Raw genomic sequence first — 16,628 nt, 5'->3', positions numbered from 1 at the left:
GGGCGAAGGCGCCGTCATACTCCTGTACGGAGTTGGGACGCTGCGGGTTCAATCTTTTTCGCTGTGCTGCTGGGGCGGAAGGCAGAGCAGGAGAGGAAGTGGGAAAGGGGCAGAGCAGCGGTGGGGCGGAGGGGATGTGAGGGTGACCACTTCGTTCGGCACGCCATCACAAGCCGGTAGCGCTCGGTGCTCCTGGGCGCCCATTGTCGCGACAGGCTGTTGCGGGGGTCTATTCGGTTTCGGTGTCCCAGTTGATGATGTCGTTTACCTGGTCGCGGATTTTGTAGATGTTGTCGCGGGTGTGGAGGATGGCGTGGCGGGCGGCGTTGGCGCGGTTGAGTGCTTGTTCGTCTGCGGTTTGGATGCTGTAGAGGTTGTCCCAGGAGCTTTCGTATTGGTAGATGTCTTTTTTAGTTCTTTGAGTTGTTTTTGTAGTTTTTGTTGTGTTTCTGGGTCGTCGGTGGTTTCGAGTGTTTCGTTGATTTGTTGTTTGAGTGCTGGTGCTTCTTGTCTGAGCTCTTCGACAACGGGTTTCGTTGCGGCTTCAACCTCTGTTGGGTTGGGGAATTTTCCTTGTTCGGGGTGTGGTCTGGAGATTAATTTTATTAAAATAAAAACTGCGGGTGCGACGAGGAGCCAGAGGTATTCGGTGAGTTCTTCGGCGTCGTGGCCGAATATTATTTCGAAGGGAGTCATTGTTGTTTTTCTGGTTGTAGTCCTTCTTCTATGTCTTCTAAGTCCTCTTGGTGTTCTTCGTGGGCGTCCCAGGAGGTTTCCCAGTCGGTGGTGGTGTGGACCTTTGCCGTCTCGGCGGCGAACTTCCATCCTATTTCTGTGAATATGCTGTCTTCGCCCATAAGAGGTGTGTTGGCGTAACGGGCCTGGGCTATCCCCTTGGGTATGCTGTAGAGCCAGTTCGTTATGGCTTCCTCTGGGGACTTGAAATTCAACAGGCCGGGAAGGTTTCCCGCGTCATTGCGGAGTTCGTTCAGAGCCTCTCTCTTCATCCTTCCGTACTCGTCTTGGTTCATGCCCCCCCATACGATGGGGCGCCCCGGATCGGAACCGTCCTCCGCAAGCCTGTAGAGCTTCTCCGGTTTCCGGAACTCGCCGCCGGCGAGGTAGTTCTCCCACAGGCCGCTGGTCTCCTTGAGCTCGCCGTTGGGGCGCAGCCGTACCGGATTGGTGTTGGGGCTGCGCTGGTCGACGCTCGTGGCTTGGCCGCGGTTGTCGATGCCCACACCCCAACTCGTCGCGCGGCCGTCGGGATCGGTGCCGCGGATGCGCGATTCCGCGTTACCGTGCCTGTCCATCCGCGTGAGGCTGTGTTCCCGGCCACTTGGGGAGGGACGGTGGTCGATCTCGATCTCGCCCTTGCGGAGTTGCCGGACTGTCGTGGTGGGCTCGGCGTCGGGGATGGCGTGCTGAGTGGTCGTCGGCCTTCCGGTGGGGGAGAGGTCCACGTGGGTGGTGGAGTCGCTCCGTGAATACGAGGTACTCCCGTCGCCGTTGAACCTGATCGTGGTCGAGGGGTCGCCATCGCGGGTGAGGGTCACCGATCCGTCGCCGTCGCGGGTCACGTGGTAGCCGGGGTGGTCCGGTGTGGCGTCCACCCCGTCTCCGGTGATGTCCTCGCCCCGGGAGTTGCGCATGCTGCCGTCGGGGTCGCGTCGCAGTACGGGGGTGCCGTCGCCGTCGCGCACGGTCGTCGTGGCGCCGCCGTCTCCCTGCTCCCACTCCACCCTTGGGGTGTCGCGGTCACCGGCGGTGACGCTGATCATGTCGTCGGCCGAACGGTGCACCGAGACGTCGCCCGCTTCCACCGTGGAGGAGCCGTCGGGGTTGTGCCGGGCCACCGGCGCGTCCGGCGCGGGCTGGACCTCGGTACCCACGGGGGTGTCGGGGCCGTCGGGCCGCGTCTGGCTCATTCGGAACCCGTCGTGTTCCACCGTCGTGGTGTCGCTTTCGGGGTTGCGCCGCATCGTCGGCCCCTCGGAGACCGTGTCGGAGGAGCGGTGGTGGTGGCCGGTCTCCACCGTCGTGGTGCCCTCGGAGTCTCGGGTGGCGCTGGGCGCACCGGGCCGCCCGTCGTCGTAGCTCTGCTGGACGGTTCCTTCGGTGTCGTAGCGGCTCGTCGCCCCGTCGCGTTCCACCGTGACCAGCGACTCCGGGGCGTCGGGGGCCGTGCCGGTTCGAGAGTGGTGGCTGACGGTGGAGTCGGGGGAGAAGCGCTGTTGCGTGTCGATCGTGGTGCCGCCGTCGCCGCCGCGCACGTGGGAGTTGGCGCCGTGGGCGTCGAATCCCTCCGCCGTGGCCGCCACCGACCCGCGTGCGTCTGTGACCCGTACCGTGCCGTTGCCGTCGATCGTCGGTTGTCCCGGCTCGCCCTCGTTGATCCGCACCTGCTGGTTGCCGGCGGCGTCCTGGTCGACGTGGTGGGCGCCGCCATCGGGTGAGGTGACCGTGGAGCCCTCCGGCCCCACATCGACGGCGGGACGGCCCGGCCCGGCGTCGACGTGGGCCGCCGATCCGGTGGTGGGCTGGGTGACGGTGAGCCCGTTGCCGTCGTTGACGGTGAGCTCGCCATCGGAGGCGCGGGTGACCTGAGTGTCGCCGTTGCCGAAGGTGACGTCGCCCTCGCGCGAGGCGGTGACGTCGGTCCCCGAGCCGGTGGTGCCGCCGATGTCGCCGTCGGCGTCGGAGCGCACCTGCCACGCGGGGGCTCCCGTGCCGTCATGGCCGCCGCTGAGGGAAGCCCCGCCCTGGGTGTCGAGGTCGATCCTGCCGCCGGGGTGGGTGACCTCGGCGCCGGCGCCGGTGACGTTGGCTCGCCAGTCGCCCGACTGCACGCCCGCTTCACCCGCGCCGTGGGAGAGGGCGCCGGCCCCCTCCGGCGTGGTCGCGGCCGTGGACCCGTTGCCGGTGTCGAGGGCGTAACCGCCGCCTTCGGCGCGCAGCCCGCCGTCGGCGCCGTGGGTGAGGCTGAGCCGGTCGCCGCCCGCGTCACGCGGGCCGGTGACCGTGATGTCGGCGTTGCCCGAGGGGTCGCCGCCGCGGGCCGCCGACACCGACCACCCGTCGGAGGTGGTGACCCGGGGGCCGTTGGCGTCGAGGGAGACCGTGGTGCCGTCCTGGGCGGTGAAGGTCGGCGCGCCCGTATCGGGGTCGGTGCCTAGCGTGGGCGGGGCGGCGTCGGGGGCGCTGGTCGATAGCGGGTTGCCGTGGGTGTCGAAGCTCCAGGTGTTGCCGTCGCCGTCGCGGATGGTGAGCGTGCCGTCGCGGTCGACGCTGAAGTCGGGGTGCTGCACGGTGCCGTCCGGCTGTGTTCGGGCGTTGCCGAACGTGACCTCGCCCGAGGCCGACCGGTGGCCCGCGGGCGCTCCGGCGGGGCCTGCCGTGCTGTAGCTGGCGGTGCCGCTGGAGCTCCAGTGTGCGGCGGCGCCCGCGGCTGTCGCGCTGCCCGCGCCGCCGGCGCTTTGGGCGAGGGTGGTGTCGCCGGACTGGCTGGCGACCAGCACGTCGCCGTGGTGGTTGGCGGCGCTGATCGAGTCGCCGGTGTGGGCCTCGACCGTTCCCTCGCCGGCGCGGTGCTGGATGGAGTCGGGGCCGCCGGAGCCGCCCGGGCGGATGTCGGTGGGAACGGCGGCGGAGTCGGAGGTGGTGACCGTGGTCCCGTCAGGGCCTTCGAGGGCGGCCCCGTGGCCGGTGTGGGTCGCGCTCGCGTCGGCGTTGCCGCCGGTGGGGACGCTGATCCGCTGGTCGCCGCTGTGGTAGCTCGGTGCCGGCGCCCCGTCGGTGCCGCCCACCGACGTCGCCGTGGCGCCGTCAGGGGTGGTGGTGACCTCGACGCTGGTGTCGGGGGTCGTCACGTTCAACGCTTCGGGGGTGGTGTCGACGCTCACCTGGGGGCCGTCGCCGGTGTGGGCGGGGGTGCTGACCTCGGCGCTGCCGGTGCCGGGGAAGTCGGCCTGGAAGTCCGGAGCCTCCGGGGTGGGCGAGGCGGGGTCGGAGTAGTCGTAGTGGGCGGTGGGGGCCTGGTCGGGGGCGGCGCCGGAACGGTCGAAAGAGAAGGTGCCGAAGTCGCCGCTGCTGGTGACGCCGGAGCTGTCGGCGGTGGTGGCCGTGGGCGACCCGGTGTCGCCGCCGATGGTGTCGGGTGCCGGCGTGGTGACCGTGGTTTCGGGAGAGCCGCCGGAGAGGTCGTGGCTGACGGAGTAGCCTTCGCCGCTGCCCGGGTTCCCGGTGGAGACCTGCGAGGTCGACAGGTCGCCCGCGCTGTCGTAGCCGGAGGTGGCGGTCAGCCCGTCGGGAGTGGTGGTCTGCACGTTCGGGGCGCCGCCGGTGTCGGTGGAGATGTTGGTCTGCACTCCTTCCGGCGTGGTGACCTCCCCGCTGCCGCCGGAGAAGTCGGAGGTGACACCGTCGAAGTTGCCTTCCGTGACCGGGCTTGGCGACATGTCGGGCGACATGTCGTTAACCCCCATGGAGGTGGGCAGGACGTCGCCGTTGTGCTTGGCCGAGATGTTGAACCCGTCGACGCGGTTGAAGCTGATGTCGTAGTGCTGGAACCCGCTGCCCACGGCCGAGCCCGGCAGCGTGGTGGCCGCCGTCTCCAGGAGCAACTGTCCGGTGTCGATCTTCTCGCCCATGGCTTTTTTGACGACGTAGTTGGCGCCCAGCCCCATCGCGAAGTCCTGCGTGCCGCTGATCCCGAACTGGGTGGCAATGCTCACCTTGGGGCCGCGCCAGGCGCCGGCCTTGACCGAGGAGTACCAGGCGCGGGAGTTGGTGATGCCGCGTCCGACTGCGGTGGCACCGACACCGCTGCGCACCGACTGGGCCATGGAGGTGATCCCCCGCCCGATGGTGCCGCTGCGGGTCACGCCGGCCCGCCCCAGGGCGGCGCCGCCGCGCATGATCCCGGCGCCGACGCGGGCGACGGCGCCGCCGGGCACGCAGCCCAGCAGCCCCAGCCCGAGGGTGATGAAGGTCTTCCTATTCCAGCCGAACTCGTCGGCTCTGATCAACTGGGCGATGTCGATGGCCAGCACCAGCCCGCCGAGCACGGCGGCGATGGCGAATCCGACCCAACTGAGCGGGCAGAGCATGACGACGATGCCGGCCACCACGCCGATGGCGACCTGAAGCCAGGGGTTGTCGGAGAAGAAGTCGGCGACCTGCTCCAGGAAGTCCCGCGGCGGGATCGCGTCCTGGGCCGCCGTCTCCAGGTCGCTGGCGGCGCTGGCCATGTCGATGATGAACTCGTTGATGGCCGCCTGGGCCATGTCGACGTAGTCCCGCCACTCCTGCTCGGCCTGCTCGTCGTCGGGGTTGGCCTTGTGCTTCTCGTAGGCCGCCTCGCCGTTGAGGATCGCTTTGCGGGTCTCCTCCTGGCCGGTCTTCAGGGCGGTGTAGTAGCTCTCGTAGGCGTCGGCCGCCAGGCTGTAGGAGCTTTTGGCCTTCTCCAGCATGCCGGGCAGTTCGTCCATGACCTCGCGCAGTGCGGTCATGGCCTCGCCTTCGCCGTCGGCGATGGCGCTGCCGTCTTTGACCCGCTCCCACGCGCGGGTCGTCACCGAGGCCAGGTCACGGTAGTAATTCTTGATCCGCTCGACCTGCTCCACGTCCCCCGGTGTGGGGTCCTCGCTTTTGTTGATGACCTCCCACCGCAGCATCCGTCCCCCGGGATCGTTCATCCTCACCGGCATGCGGCATCCTCTCCGGTCGACCGGCTCTGTGTCGCTCCTCGGCTACACAGGGATGTACGGAAGCGGGACCGGGTGGGTTCAGTCCAATATTTCCGCCGGAGTTGGTGAACCTTTCCCCTGTCTGTTCCGTGAGTCCAACCGAAGGCACGATGGGCGGTCAAAGCCGGTGGCGTGTCGGCGGGCGCCTGGGGCGCGCCCGCCGCGTTCTGGCTGCGCAGCCCCTCCAGAGAGTGGAGAGACGACAACGATGCGCGTGGGGACTCGGCACCTGGCGATGGTCGGGGCGGTGCTCGCTGTGAGTGGCGCGCCGATGCTCGCCGTGGCGGGGATCACATCCGCCGCGCAGGCCGAGAGCCTGTCGCTGGAGGACGCCATCGCGCTGTGCCCGACCGTGAAGGTCTACACGGTCGAGGAGGGCTCCTCGGGCCTGTTCGAGATCTCGGCTCGCTACCTCGGTGACTCGCTGCGCGCCCAGGAGATCTACCAGCTCAACCAGGGAAAGGAGCAGGCCGACGGCGCCAGCCTGGGCACCGACCGCCAACTGCGCGCCGGATGGAAGCTCATCCTGCCCGACGACGCCAACGGCGCCGGTGTCACCGAGGCCAAGGACCCTTACTGCGTAGTGCGGGCGCGTAACGCCGCGGCCGAGAGCGGCCCGAGCCCCTCCTCGTCGGTCAGCCCGTCGTCCTCGCCCTCCCCGTCGGCTTCGGCGTCGGCAGCCGCCGGGACCGACCACGGCGAGGAGTCCCCGCTCGATCCGCGGCTGCTGGGCGCTGGCGCGGGTGCGCTCGTCGTGCTGACGATCCTCGCCCTGTGGTGGCGCCCCATCTTCAAGGCCCTCTGGTGGCCGTTCAAGCGCCTGGCCGCCGTCAACTGGCCCCGCCCCCGCCTGCCCGATGTGGCCCGTGCGTGGCTGGCGCGCCGCAGTCGGCGCGAGGCCACGGAGGTGATGCGTGCCGACAAGGGGGCGCGGACCCGGGCGGGCGTGGCGATCATCGAGTTGACCAGCGCTCCGGCGGCCGTGCCGGCCCGCCCCATGGCGGCGCTGGTCGACGGCGAGGACATCCGGGTGATCGTTCCCGGTGACGCGACCCTGCCGGTCGCCTCGTGGCGCGCTGAGGAGGACACGGTGTGGCGGCGTGTCCCCCAGAGGTCGGCCACCACCTCCGCCGCGCCGTTCGCGACGATGTCGCAGGTGCTGATCCGGCCGGCTCAGGCCATGCTGGTGGGGCTGGGGACGGCGGATGGAGCGCAGGTTTTCGTCGACTTCTCCCGCCTCGCCGGTCCGTTGGCGATCGGGGGCTACCGCCCGATCGCACGGGAGGCCGTCCGCGTGATCGCGCAGGCATTCCGTGCCCAACACGGGCGTGAGGTCACCGTGCTGGAGCAGGGGCAGTCACTGGAGCCGCTGCTGCCTGAGCGCGCCGAGACCGAGGCGGGGTGGGGGCACGTGGCCACGGACGCGCTGTGGGGCCCCGCGGAGCCCACTGAAGGCCGCCGTGTCATCGCCGTGCCGCGCCCTCTCACCGTCCACGAGGAGGACGCCTTGGCCGACACTCCGCCTGGGGTGGTCGTCGTGGTGGTCGGCGAGTCCAGCTACGCGCACTGGCAGTGGCGCGTCACCGAGCGGGGGGTGCTCGATACGGGGCCGCTGGGGCTGTCGGTGCTGTTGCGGTTGCCCGAGGAGGACGACCAGGATCAGGGAGGCCCACGTGAGCCTCGATAGCTCGCCTCGGCCGGCTGCCATGACAGCCACGACAGGCCATGGGGCGCGGTGCGCTCGCTATGGCGGTGTGACCGTCGCGGGGGACGACCGCCGTCAAACGCTGGGTGCCGAGCAGAGCCCGCTCTCCCGCTCCGGGATCGGACACGCTATCTGGGGACAGCCGCGGGATCGGGCGCGGCGATCCCGGCGGCGGTCGGGCGCCGATCAGCCTCCCGAGGCGCCCCGGCCCAGCTTGCCGCGGAGCAGCCGCAACCCGTAGTGCAGCCGTGACTTCACCGTGCCCACGGGGATGCCCAGGATACGCGCCGTCGTCTCGGTCGCGTAGTCCTTGAGGTAGACGTACTCGATGACCGTGCGGTGCTGCATCGACAGGGTCGCCAACGCCTGATGCACCGCCATCGTGTGCACTAGCGCGTTCGCGGGGTCGCTCGTGGCCAGCTCTTCGAGGGCGCACCCGAGACTTCCCGGGGGCGTGCTTGGCGGGTGCGCTCAGCGTCGATGACGAGCCGCCGCGCCACCGTGTAGAGCCAAGGGCGGATCTGCGCCACGTCGCCGTGGAGGCCGTCCAGGGAGCGCCACGCCTTGAGCAGTGTCTCCTGGGTGATGTCCTCGGCCTGGGGACGACGGCCGCCGTTGATACGCAGCACGAATTTCAACACCGCCTCGTGGTGGGCGTCGAACACCTCCCGGAAGCGGAAGTACTCGTCTTCGGTACTGGGGCGCACGTCGATGTGTTCATGGGCGGGGGCGCGCTGCGGAGGAGGAACGTCTTCGTTACCGGGGGTGTCGGGCATAGCTGCTCCGGCTCTGCTGAGAGGAGGGGAGGGGAGCGCCTCTTCAGGGGGCAGGCTGAGAGAAAGCGGTCGCTAACCGAATTTGTGTCGTTACAACTTCTGTTTTAGGGCTTTCGTCCCGAAGTGGAAGTCTCGTTCGGCCTGTCGTCATCAAGTTGTGATGCGACGTTCTGTGACTGGTGCGACTGGTTGTGACTCCGGACTGCTAAAGAAGCGCCACCGCCAGGGACGTCGGCACGCGGATGCTACGGGGCGGGCTCCGCCGGCCTGCCCAGGCGGGGCGCCGCTAGCCGCTGCTGTCGGGATCGGCGGCGAAAACGAACCGTTGCCGGTTCTGCACCACCAGGGCGTGCCCGTCGTCGGTCACGGCCTCCACATAGCCGGCCAGGTCGTCGGAGACCACATCCTTGGTGTCGGCATCGAGCACCACTTGGAAGTTACTGTCGTCGGCGCCGCGGGAGTCGCCGTAGAAGTAACCGTTCAGCGCGAAGGCCGGCGAGATCGCGCGCTCGGCGTCGCTCTCGAAGCGCCACAGAATCTCCCCGGAAGCCACGTCGACGGCGATGAACGGTGTCTCGCCGCTGCGCTGCGGCAGCAGCAGCGTGCCGCTCGCCGCGTCGTAAATGGTGCCGGCCACGGGCGTGACGGAGAACTCCCGATCGATCGGGTTGTAGCCGGGCTCGGCCACCGACCACAGCAGCGCGCCGCTCGCCAACTCCGACATCGACAGATAGGACTCGCTCTCGCTGTAACTCCAGCGCAGCAACACCCCGCGCCGCGGGTCGGGCGCACTGGCGGGCGATGGGCTCGTGCTCGCCGACGTCGACGCCGACGGTGACGGTGACGGTGAGGGGGACGCCGCCGAAGCAGCAGGGCTAGTCTGGGGTTCCTCCTGCTCCGGAAGGTCGAAGATGCCGACGATCTGGGGCTCCGGGCGCTCGAACGAGGCCCCGCCGGGAGCGGTCTCCCCCGCGGAGTCCCCGAGCCGCCACAGTGCCTCGCCCTCTGCACTGAGGTTGCGCGCCTGGATCGTCCCGGCCCCGTCACGTAGCAGCAAGATGTCGCCGCCGGCGCCCACCGGTACCCCCGTACGTTCGGGGTCGATGTCCTCTGGGGCCGGTGAGCCGTTGGCTCCGGAAACCGTCACGGTGGGGGAGGGGCGGGGGCTCGCGCTCGTCTCGTCGGCCGTGGGAGTGCCCGACTCCTCGGGCTCGGCCCGCTGGGTGTGCTCCTCGGTGAACTCGTAGGCCCACACCTCGTCGCCGTCGAGATCGTGGATGGCGAACGCACCGTAGGGGGCGTCAGGGCTCCACCCCTCCGGGCGACGCACCACCCAGCCGTTGACGTAGTCCTCCCGGGACAGCGCGGAGGTCCAGACCGTGTTCCCCGCGGCGTCCACAGCCGCGGTGGTGCCCCCCTCGTCGCCCGATCCGGGGGCCACCACGAACACATCCTCACCGGCACGGTCGGTGGTGAAGCGGTCGATGCGCCGGCTGCCTTCCCACAGTGTCGCCCCGTCAGCCGCGCGCTGGAGTATGTGGCGCTGTTCACTGCTGGAGCTGATCAAGAAAGCGTCCCCCACCGGCTGAACCCGCACACCCAAGGGGTCGTCGAGCACCCCGGAACCGGTGGTCTCGGCGCCGCGTAGGTACCGGATCGGCTCATCGGCCAGCCCTGGCGGGGACGCGCCACTGTAGGTCGTGGGGACGGTGCTGGGCGAGGGCGAGGGGCTCGGCTGCGGGGCGGGCTCGTCGGTACAGGCCCCCGTCCCGAGCAGCAGCCCGAGCCCAGTGGCTACCGCCAGCCCGGTCCGCCCCCAGGTGCGCATGACCGTTCACTCCCTTGCCGACAAACGTGTATGGGGAATCCTAGAACGCCGCGCGCCCGAGGACACGTTGGCCATCCCGGGGGTTTCACCTGCGGGTGTTGGGCGACGGCGCGCGCCCCGACGTCAGCGCCGGCGGCGACGCCGGCCCCGCCGCACGGGCAGGTTCCGGATACGTTCATACCGCTATTCTGCCCGGTCACATTGCGGGTGCCGCCGTGGTGGTGACCGCAGTCCTACCTTCCGCCTGCGTGGATCGCTGCCGCGACGGCGCAGCGATCGGCAACCGATCGACGCACTATGCGGCCGAATCCCTCTCTTGTGTTCCTACTGAAAGTAAAGTTAAGTTACATGGGGTAACAGATCTGTCTCCGGTACGCACCCTGGCCGTCGGGAGGAGCTCCCCATGACCCAGATCGGAGTATCCGAGGGCGAGGCGGACCCCGCCCGGTTCCCCTACGGGGCGCCGGGCACGCCGGCGCGATTTCCGCGCGGGCACCCGCCCGGAGCCTTCTACCAGCCCACGTTCGCGCCGTGGTGCGACGATGCTGCGGCGTACGGTGTCGAGGCCCACTCCGCCCTCGCACAGTCGCCCCACGGGCATCGGCACCCCTGGGAGGTGCCGTTGCTCGCCCTGTCCCTATCCGCTCTTGCCGGCCTGGCCGCGCTCGCCGTACACGGCCTATGGCTGGCCACCGCGTCTCCCGCCGTGACGGTCCTCGTTCCCTTGGGCATCCCAGTACTCTCCTGGACGCTCCGCGGCATGACCAGTGCCGGGCAGCGGGCCCGCGGCATCAAAGTCTCCCCCACCCAATTCCCCGTCACCCACCGCATGGTGAGCGAACTCGCCGCTCAGATGGGCCTGCGTCGCACTCCCGACGCTTATGTTCTCCTGGGCGCGGGCACGGCCGGTCCCACCGGCTGCGGCTACGGTCCCCAAGGCTGCGTCGTCATCGACAGCGGCCTGTTCGAGGTGGGCGACCGGTTGCGCGACCCCGATGCCCTCCGCTTCCTCGTCGCCCACGAACTCGGCCATATCGCCGCCGGGCACACCTCGTTCTGGCGCCACCTGTGCCGCCGCCTCGCGCTGGCCATTCCAGCACTGGGCACCACGCTGGCGCGCGCCATGGAGTACACCGCCGACAACCACGCTTACGCCCACTGTCCCGAGGGTGCGCACGCGGTTCGTGTGGCTGCCGGCGGGAAATACCTCTACCCTGAGGTCAACTTCGGAGAGATGGCCGATCGGGCCCGCACCGAACGCGGGATGTTCCGCTTCCTTTACAACCTCTTGTCGCCCCGACCGCTCAACGTCATGCGTATGGCTGCGATACGCGACCGTTCCCGCCCTGGAAGGCTGTTCTTCTGAGGCCCCCACGGGCGACGGCGAACGGTCCCCGCGCTCACCGGGACCGCGTGCGGCCCCGCGTACTGGGCAGATCGGCCATAACGGCCGCCGGCATGCCCGTACCAGGCACGCCACCCGATTGCCGACCCAGCCCCGGAGGTCGAGGCTATGCGTGTTCTCATCGTTGGCGCCGGTCTCGCCGGCATGAGCCTCTACCGGCTGCTGCGCCAAGACGGCCACGAGGTGCGGCTGGCCGATCGCGCACCGCGGTTCGACCGGCGCGGCTACGGGATCGTGCTGTGGAGCAACGCTTGGCAGGTTCTCGAACGTGCTGGGGCCGCGGAGAGCGCCGCCGCCGCAGGGGTCGCGGTCCACCACTGGGAGGTGCGTGACGCGGACGGGCGACGGCTCCGCAGCTTCTCCCCGCAGCGCACCTGGGCAGACCCCAGTGTGGGCTCTGCCGCGCGCCGGCCCTTCACCGTCATCCACCGCGCCGATCTCCACGAGGCACTGCGCGAAGGCGTCCCCGCCGAGGCGGTCCGGCTGGACACCACCCTGCGCGACGTCCGACAGGACGCCACCGGGGTCACCGTCACCTGGTCCGATGGCGAGAAGGAACGCGCCGATGTGCTCGTGGGCGCCGACGGGGTGCACTCCCAGGTGCGCGAGATCGTCTTCGGGCGCTCCTCGCGCGATCTGGGCACCGCGGCCTGGGCATTCTGGGTGCCCACCACCGTCGACATGACCGACGGCTTCACCGAGCTTTGGGGCAAGGACGGCAAGGCAGTGCTCATCGGTGGCATCACCGGCCACCGCATGGCCACAGTGGCGGCTCCGTCACCGCCGGGGCTTATCCCCGACAACCCTCTCGGACATCTGCGAGAGATCACCAACGAGTGGGGCCTGTCCGACATCCTGCGCGCCGTCGCGGCCGAAGGCGGCGACGTGTTCTTCGACCGCAATCGCGAAGTGCGGCTCTCGGGCTTCGACGCCGGCAGAGTGGTCCTCGTCGGCGACGCCGCCCACGCGCTCCACCCCATCGTCGGCATGGGCGCCTCGCTGGCCTTGGAGGACGCCTGGGTGCTGGCCGACCAGCTCCGCGGCGGCCTCACCCCCGACGCCTCCCACAGTGAACTCGCCGGTTTCACGCGGCGGCGCCGTGCCCCGATCCGCAGGTTCATGCGCGAGGCCGCGCTCATGCAACGGCTGATCCTCACCGGTAACCCGCTCGTGGGTGCGCTGCGCAACGCGCTCGTGCGCACCCCCATCCTCGAACGGTTCTTCGCCCAGCAAAACGCCACCCTCTCCCGCGATCTCGCCGAGCGGCTGTGAGCCCCGAGGCGCAACGGCCGCGCAGGTCTCGGCGCACGGCCCGCGGGCGGGGCACGACCGGGCGGGGCACGTGCCTGCCGGTGCCATGCGGCACCGCAACCGGCCCTTCCCAAGCGGTGCGCCTCAGGGCGGGCCAGCGTGGACCCGCCCCATGCGCGGCCCTAATGGTGCTGTTTTTCGGGCGGCTGGGTGGGGGTCTTCGTCGACTCGTGCCTCGATCGCTATGTGATCTCGCCAGCCCGCGGGGTGCCCGCTCGCGCCCACCGCCCGCCCTCGCCGCCCCCCGAAAACAGCACCTAATCGGGGCGCAGGCTCGTCATCAGCATCTCGGCGAAATAGCCGCCGATATCGGCGTTGCTCAGCTCGCCGTCGGCGTGGTACCAGGTGCTCAGGTGGTGTACCGCACCGAAGTACTGGTTGACGATGATGTCGGGGGGTATGTCAGTGCGGAAGATTCCCTCGCTCTGTCCCTCTTCGATCATCGCGCGGAAGCGTTCGTGGTAGCGGCGGCGCTCCTTGCGTATGGACGCCTGCCGGTCGGCGGAGAGCATGTGCAGCGAGCGGAAGAAGATCGCCGCGTCGTCGAGGTTCTCCAGCGTGGTTTTGACGACGTCGGCCGCGGCTCCGCGCAGTCGTTCCTGTAGCGTGCCCGGGCCGTCAGCGAACTCGTGGAGCCGGCGGGTCTGCATCGACAGCACCCGCTCGTAGATCGCGAAGAGAAGATCGTCCTTAGACGCATAGTAGTGATACATTGCGCCCTTGGTGACGCCGGCCCGCTCCACCAGTTCTTGGACGGAGGTACGCTCGAAGCCGCGCTCGGCGAACAGTTGTGTCGCCGCCGATAGCAGGCGCCCAGGAACGGAGTTGGCGGAGTGGTCCGCCGTTGGGGACGTGCGTCGTTCTGACGAAACCGCCATATGTCCCTCCCAGAAGTCCGGACGACGGCCCCGTGGCTGGCCGTCGTGACCACCGGGTCCGGGGGGCGAGGGGTGTGCCCCCACGGGCGTCCGTCAGCCCGGACGTCTCCCTGTGCACCCGGCGGCGCGCGGTTGCGCGTTCTCCAGGGTATTCCACATGTCATACCACCTAGTCGGTTAACGGTGTGGTGCCACTTTCACCGCTGGGAGAGGTGGGACCTGTCGCGACACGCCCGAGATGAGGGTCGGTTACTCCTTCTTGTGTGGCGTTGTTCGAGGTCAGGTGAGGTGGCTCGCTTTGTGTGGCCGGGGATGGCGCCAGTGCTCGCCGCCGCGCGCCCTAGGGTGGGGGAACGGTTCGTGCGGCCAATTCCCCGCCTTTTCGAACGGACGTTCGATATACTGGTGTCGTGAGTCTCTACAACGAACGGATCGACGTCAGATCGACCACTGCCGGCCAGCCCGCCCTTTTCGCGTGGCGAGGGCACATGTACCGGGTGCGACGGGTCATCGGCAGGTGGAACTCGCAGTCCGAGGGGGGAGACAACACACCGGATCGCCCGGACTTTTGCCTGGTACGTGTGGCCGCGGAGTCCGATGGCGGACAGGCCAACATCGCCGACCTCACGCTGGACACCGCCACCAACCACTGGATCGTTCGCCGGTTCTGGTGAGTGCCCCGCGCAGGGGCGCCCAACCGTAGGCGCGGCGCGGCGGGCACCGTCGCGCCGCGCGCTCGCCACCCGGCATCGGCTCGTCTCGCGAGGCCGGCAGGTCGGCTCACCCGCTGAACCAGGCCGGCCCCTCCTGCCGGGCGTGCCGAATCCGGCGCATGACGCGCTCGTTCATCGCGGGAAGCTCGTCTGGCTTGAACCAGGCCACCTCCAGTGACTCGTCACTGCCCGGGGTCACCTCGCCGCCGATCGGGCGACACCGGAACGCGATATCGAGAAACTGCACTTCGTCTTGGTTGGCGTAGGTGAAGGGCGGTTCGGTCACCACACTGGCCACCCGCTCGGCGACTACGTGTACGCCGGTCTCCTCGTAAACCTCGCGCACCAGTGCCGCGGCGGGCTGCTCTCCCGGTTCCACGATGCCGCCCGGGGGTGCCCAGTGGCCGTCGTCGGCCCTGCGGTGGAGCAGGATGCGGCTGTCGCCGTCGATGACGACAGCGGTCACTCCGGTCAGCCACAGCAGTTGATGCCCGATGTGTTCGCGCAATCGGAGGATGAACTCTGGGGTGGGCATGCCCCAACCGTAGTCTCCCGCCCCTGGCAGGCCCCTCTCGGAACCGCCGGTTGTGTTCGGTAGCGGTCTCGAAGTACAACGTTGACTCCGGGCCGTCATGGCGGTCCCATGCCCATCCGAGGGGGAGCCACGAGAACGATCCAGCGCGACGGCGAACACGAACTCGACATCAAAAAGTCCCGGTTCATCTGCGCGCTCGCGCGAGTGGAGACCGAGGAGCAGGCCCGCGCGTTCATCGCCGAGCGGCGCAGACGGCACTGGAACGCCACCCATAACTGCACCGCCTACGTCATCGGAGCTGAAGGGCAGATCCAGCGTTCCAGCGACGACGGCGAACCCTCGGGGACGGCCGGTGTCCCCATGCTGGAGGTTCTGCGCCAGCGGGAGCTGACCGACACCGTGGCCGTTGTCACCCGCTACTTCGGCGGCGTGAAACTCGGCGCCGGCGGGCTGATCCGGGCCTACGGCAACGCGGTCTCGGCCGGGATCGGGGCGGTGGGAACGTTGCTGCGGCGCAACCTGCTGGTGGTGTCCGTACTCGTCGACTACACCCACGCCGGGCGGCTGGAGAGCGACCTGCGCGACTCCGGTTACCGGGTGCTGGAGGTGGATTACGGCGCCGACGTGCGCGTCGACCTCGCTCTTGCCGAGACCGAGCTCTCCGACTTCCGGGCGCGGCTGGCCGAGTGGACCGGTGGGGCGGCCCTGTGCGAGGTGAACGGCACGACGACGGTGGAAGTCGAGCCGTAAGGAGCACATCGCTGCGGACGAGCCGCATCCGCCTCCGGCCGCCTTCCTCCGCCGGGCTCTGGCGGTCGCCGCACGAGTAGCCGGCGGCGGGGCGATTCAGTCGCGTTGGCGGTGCAGGTAGTCGATGAGCCCTTTGGCCACCGCGCCAGCGGCTTGGGACTGCCACTTTGGCTCGGTGAGCTTGGCGGCATCCTCCGGGTTTCCCAGGTTGCCGGCTTCCAAGAACACCTTGGGGACGTCGGAGAGGTTCAGCCCGCCCAGATCGGTGCGGACGTCGATGCCCTCCTCCCCGATGTAGTCGGCGTAGGGCTGGTTCGCGTGTTCGTGGAAGCGGTCACGCAGGTCCGTGGCGAGTTGGCGGGAGGGCTCGACGATGTCGTCGGTGTAGCCGTCGAGGTGTCCGGGGGCGATGATGTGGAAGCCGCGCACGTCGGCGGGGGCGCCGTCTGCGTGGATGGAGATCGCGGCATCGGCCGCCGCCCGGTTGCCGATGGCGGCCCGCTCGTTAATGCATGGGCCGACCCCCTCGTTATCGTCGCGCGTCATCACGACCTCGATCCCCCGCTCCTCCAGACGTTCGCGCAGGAGCAGGGAGAACTCCCAGGTGAACCGGTGCTCGGCGTAGCCGTCGGCGCTCTCGGCGCCCACGGTGTCACAGGACTTCTCGCCGGGACCGGACGGGACCTGCCGGCTGATCTCCTCAGCGGCCTCGGCATTGCCACCGTTGTGTCCCGGGTCGATGACCACTGTCATCCCGGACCATGGGGAGGCGCGCTGGTTTCTGCGGGCGGGGCCGGCGTTGTCGGCGGGAGGTCGCGCGCCCGCCGACGCGCCCTCGTCGCCTGTCGGCCCCGGAAGCGAAATCGTCGCCGTAACCCCGGGTTTCGGCGTGGCGTTCTCACTGGCGCAACCATAGGCTCCGAACAGCGGCACGGCGATAACGACCGCGGTCACCCCAAGAACCCGATACGCCCGGCGCG

13 protein-coding genes are annotated in these 16,628 nt (G+C 69.4%); 5 read left to right on the top strand and 8 right to left on the bottom strand.

The features are described from left to right. Positions 1-264: 264 nt before the first annotated feature. Both ABD848_RS04350 and ABD848_RS04345 read right to left on the bottom strand, forming a co-directional pair. Positions 265-696, bottom strand: coding sequence for a hypothetical protein (locus ABD848_RS04350; protein ID WP_344967539.1), 432 nt, complete (start codon positions 694-696; stop codon positions 265-267). Further along, on the bottom strand, positions 693-5,708 hold the full coding sequence (locus ABD848_RS04345; RefSeq protein WP_344967537.1) for a hypothetical protein: 5,016 nt from the start codon (positions 5,706-5,708) through the stop codon (positions 693-695). Before ABD848_RS04345 ends, ABD848_RS04350 begins: the two co-directional genes overlap by 4 nt. 247 nt (positions 5,709-5,955) lie before the next feature. Here ABD848_RS04345 and ABD848_RS04340 point away from each other — a divergent pair, with 247 nt between their 5' ends. Continuing rightward, on the top strand, positions 5,956-7,434 hold the full coding sequence (locus tag ABD848_RS04340; protein ID WP_344967535.1) for a hypothetical protein: 1,479 nt from the start codon (positions 5,956-5,958) through the stop codon (positions 7,432-7,434). 204 nt (positions 7,435-7,638) lie between these two features. Here ABD848_RS04340 and ABD848_RS04335 read toward each other — a convergent pair whose 3' ends face one another. The 3 genes from ABD848_RS04335 to ABD848_RS04325 form a co-directional block, all read right to left on the bottom strand. After that, positions 7,639-7,833 carry a sigma factor-like helix-turn-helix DNA-binding protein gene (locus tag ABD848_RS04335; protein WP_344967533.1) on the bottom strand — a complete coding sequence of 65 codons (195 nt, stop codon included), beginning with the start codon at positions 7,831-7,833 and terminating at the stop codon, positions 7,639-7,641. 8 nt (positions 7,834-7,841) lie between these two features. Continuing rightward, positions 7,842-8,228 carry a sigma-70 family RNA polymerase sigma factor gene (locus ABD848_RS04330; protein WP_344967532.1) on the bottom strand — a complete coding sequence of 129 codons (387 nt, stop codon included), beginning with the start codon at positions 8,226-8,228 and terminating at the stop codon, positions 7,842-7,844. Between the two features lie 286 nt (positions 8,229-8,514). Further along, the gene (locus ABD848_RS04325) at positions 8,515-10,056 is read right to left on the bottom strand and encodes a hypothetical protein (protein WP_344967530.1); all 1,542 of its coding nucleotides are present in this window, start codon (positions 10,054-10,056) and stop codon (positions 8,515-8,517) included. 403 nt (positions 10,057-10,459) lie between these two features. On the opposite strand from ABD848_RS04325, the gene ABD848_RS04320 reads away from it, so the two are divergent. Then, a complete protein-coding gene (locus ABD848_RS04320) occupies positions 10,460-11,422 on the top strand; it encodes a M48 family metallopeptidase (RefSeq protein WP_344967528.1) in 963 nt (320 codons plus the stop codon). A 147-nt stretch (positions 11,423-11,569) separates the two neighbouring features. After that, positions 11,570-12,733, top strand: coding sequence for an FAD-dependent oxidoreductase (locus ABD848_RS04315; protein ID WP_344967526.1), 1,164 nt, complete (start codon positions 11,570-11,572; stop codon positions 12,731-12,733). 296 nt (positions 12,734-13,029) lie between these two features. On the opposite strand, the gene ABD848_RS04310 is transcribed toward ABD848_RS04315, so the two are convergent. Further along, positions 13,030-13,650, bottom strand: a complete 621-nt coding sequence (locus tag ABD848_RS04310; RefSeq protein WP_344967524.1) for a TetR/AcrR family transcriptional regulator — start codon at positions 13,648-13,650, stop codon at positions 13,030-13,032. A gap of 410 nt (positions 13,651-14,060) precedes the next feature. On the opposite strand from ABD848_RS04310, the gene ABD848_RS04305 reads away from it, so the two are divergent. Beyond that, positions 14,061-14,324 carry a DUF6504 family protein gene (locus ABD848_RS04305; RefSeq protein ID WP_344967522.1) on the top strand — a complete coding sequence of 88 codons (264 nt, stop codon included), beginning with the start codon at positions 14,061-14,063 and terminating at the stop codon, positions 14,322-14,324. Between the two features lie 106 nt (positions 14,325-14,430). On the opposite strand, the gene ABD848_RS04300 is transcribed toward ABD848_RS04305, so the two are convergent. Further along, positions 14,431-14,898 (bottom strand): NUDIX hydrolase, encoded by a 468-nt coding sequence (locus ABD848_RS04300; RefSeq protein ID WP_344967520.1) that lies wholly within the window; start codon positions 14,896-14,898, stop codon positions 14,431-14,433. A gap of 108 nt (positions 14,899-15,006) precedes the next feature. On the opposite strand from ABD848_RS04300, the gene ABD848_RS04295 reads away from it, so the two are divergent. Continuing rightward, positions 15,007-15,648 (top strand): YigZ family protein, encoded by a 642-nt coding sequence (locus tag ABD848_RS04295; RefSeq protein WP_344967518.1) that lies wholly within the window; start codon positions 15,007-15,009, stop codon positions 15,646-15,648. A gap of 96 nt (positions 15,649-15,744) precedes the next feature. Here ABD848_RS04295 and ABD848_RS04290 read toward each other — a convergent pair whose 3' ends face one another. After that, positions 15,745-16,602 (bottom strand): N-acetylmuramoyl-L-alanine amidase, encoded by an 858-nt coding sequence (locus ABD848_RS04290; RefSeq protein ID WP_344967516.1) that lies wholly within the window; start codon positions 16,600-16,602, stop codon positions 15,745-15,747. Positions 16,603-16,628: the final 26 nt, after the last annotated feature.

This window comes from Salinactinospora qingdaonensis (genome assembly GCF_039539445.1).
Lineage (GTDB): Bacteria > Actinomycetota > Actinomycetes > Streptosporangiales > Streptosporangiaceae > Salinactinospora > Salinactinospora qingdaonensis.
Note: the sequence above shows the minus strand (reverse complement) of the source record. Positions and strands in the feature narration are given on the sequence as shown.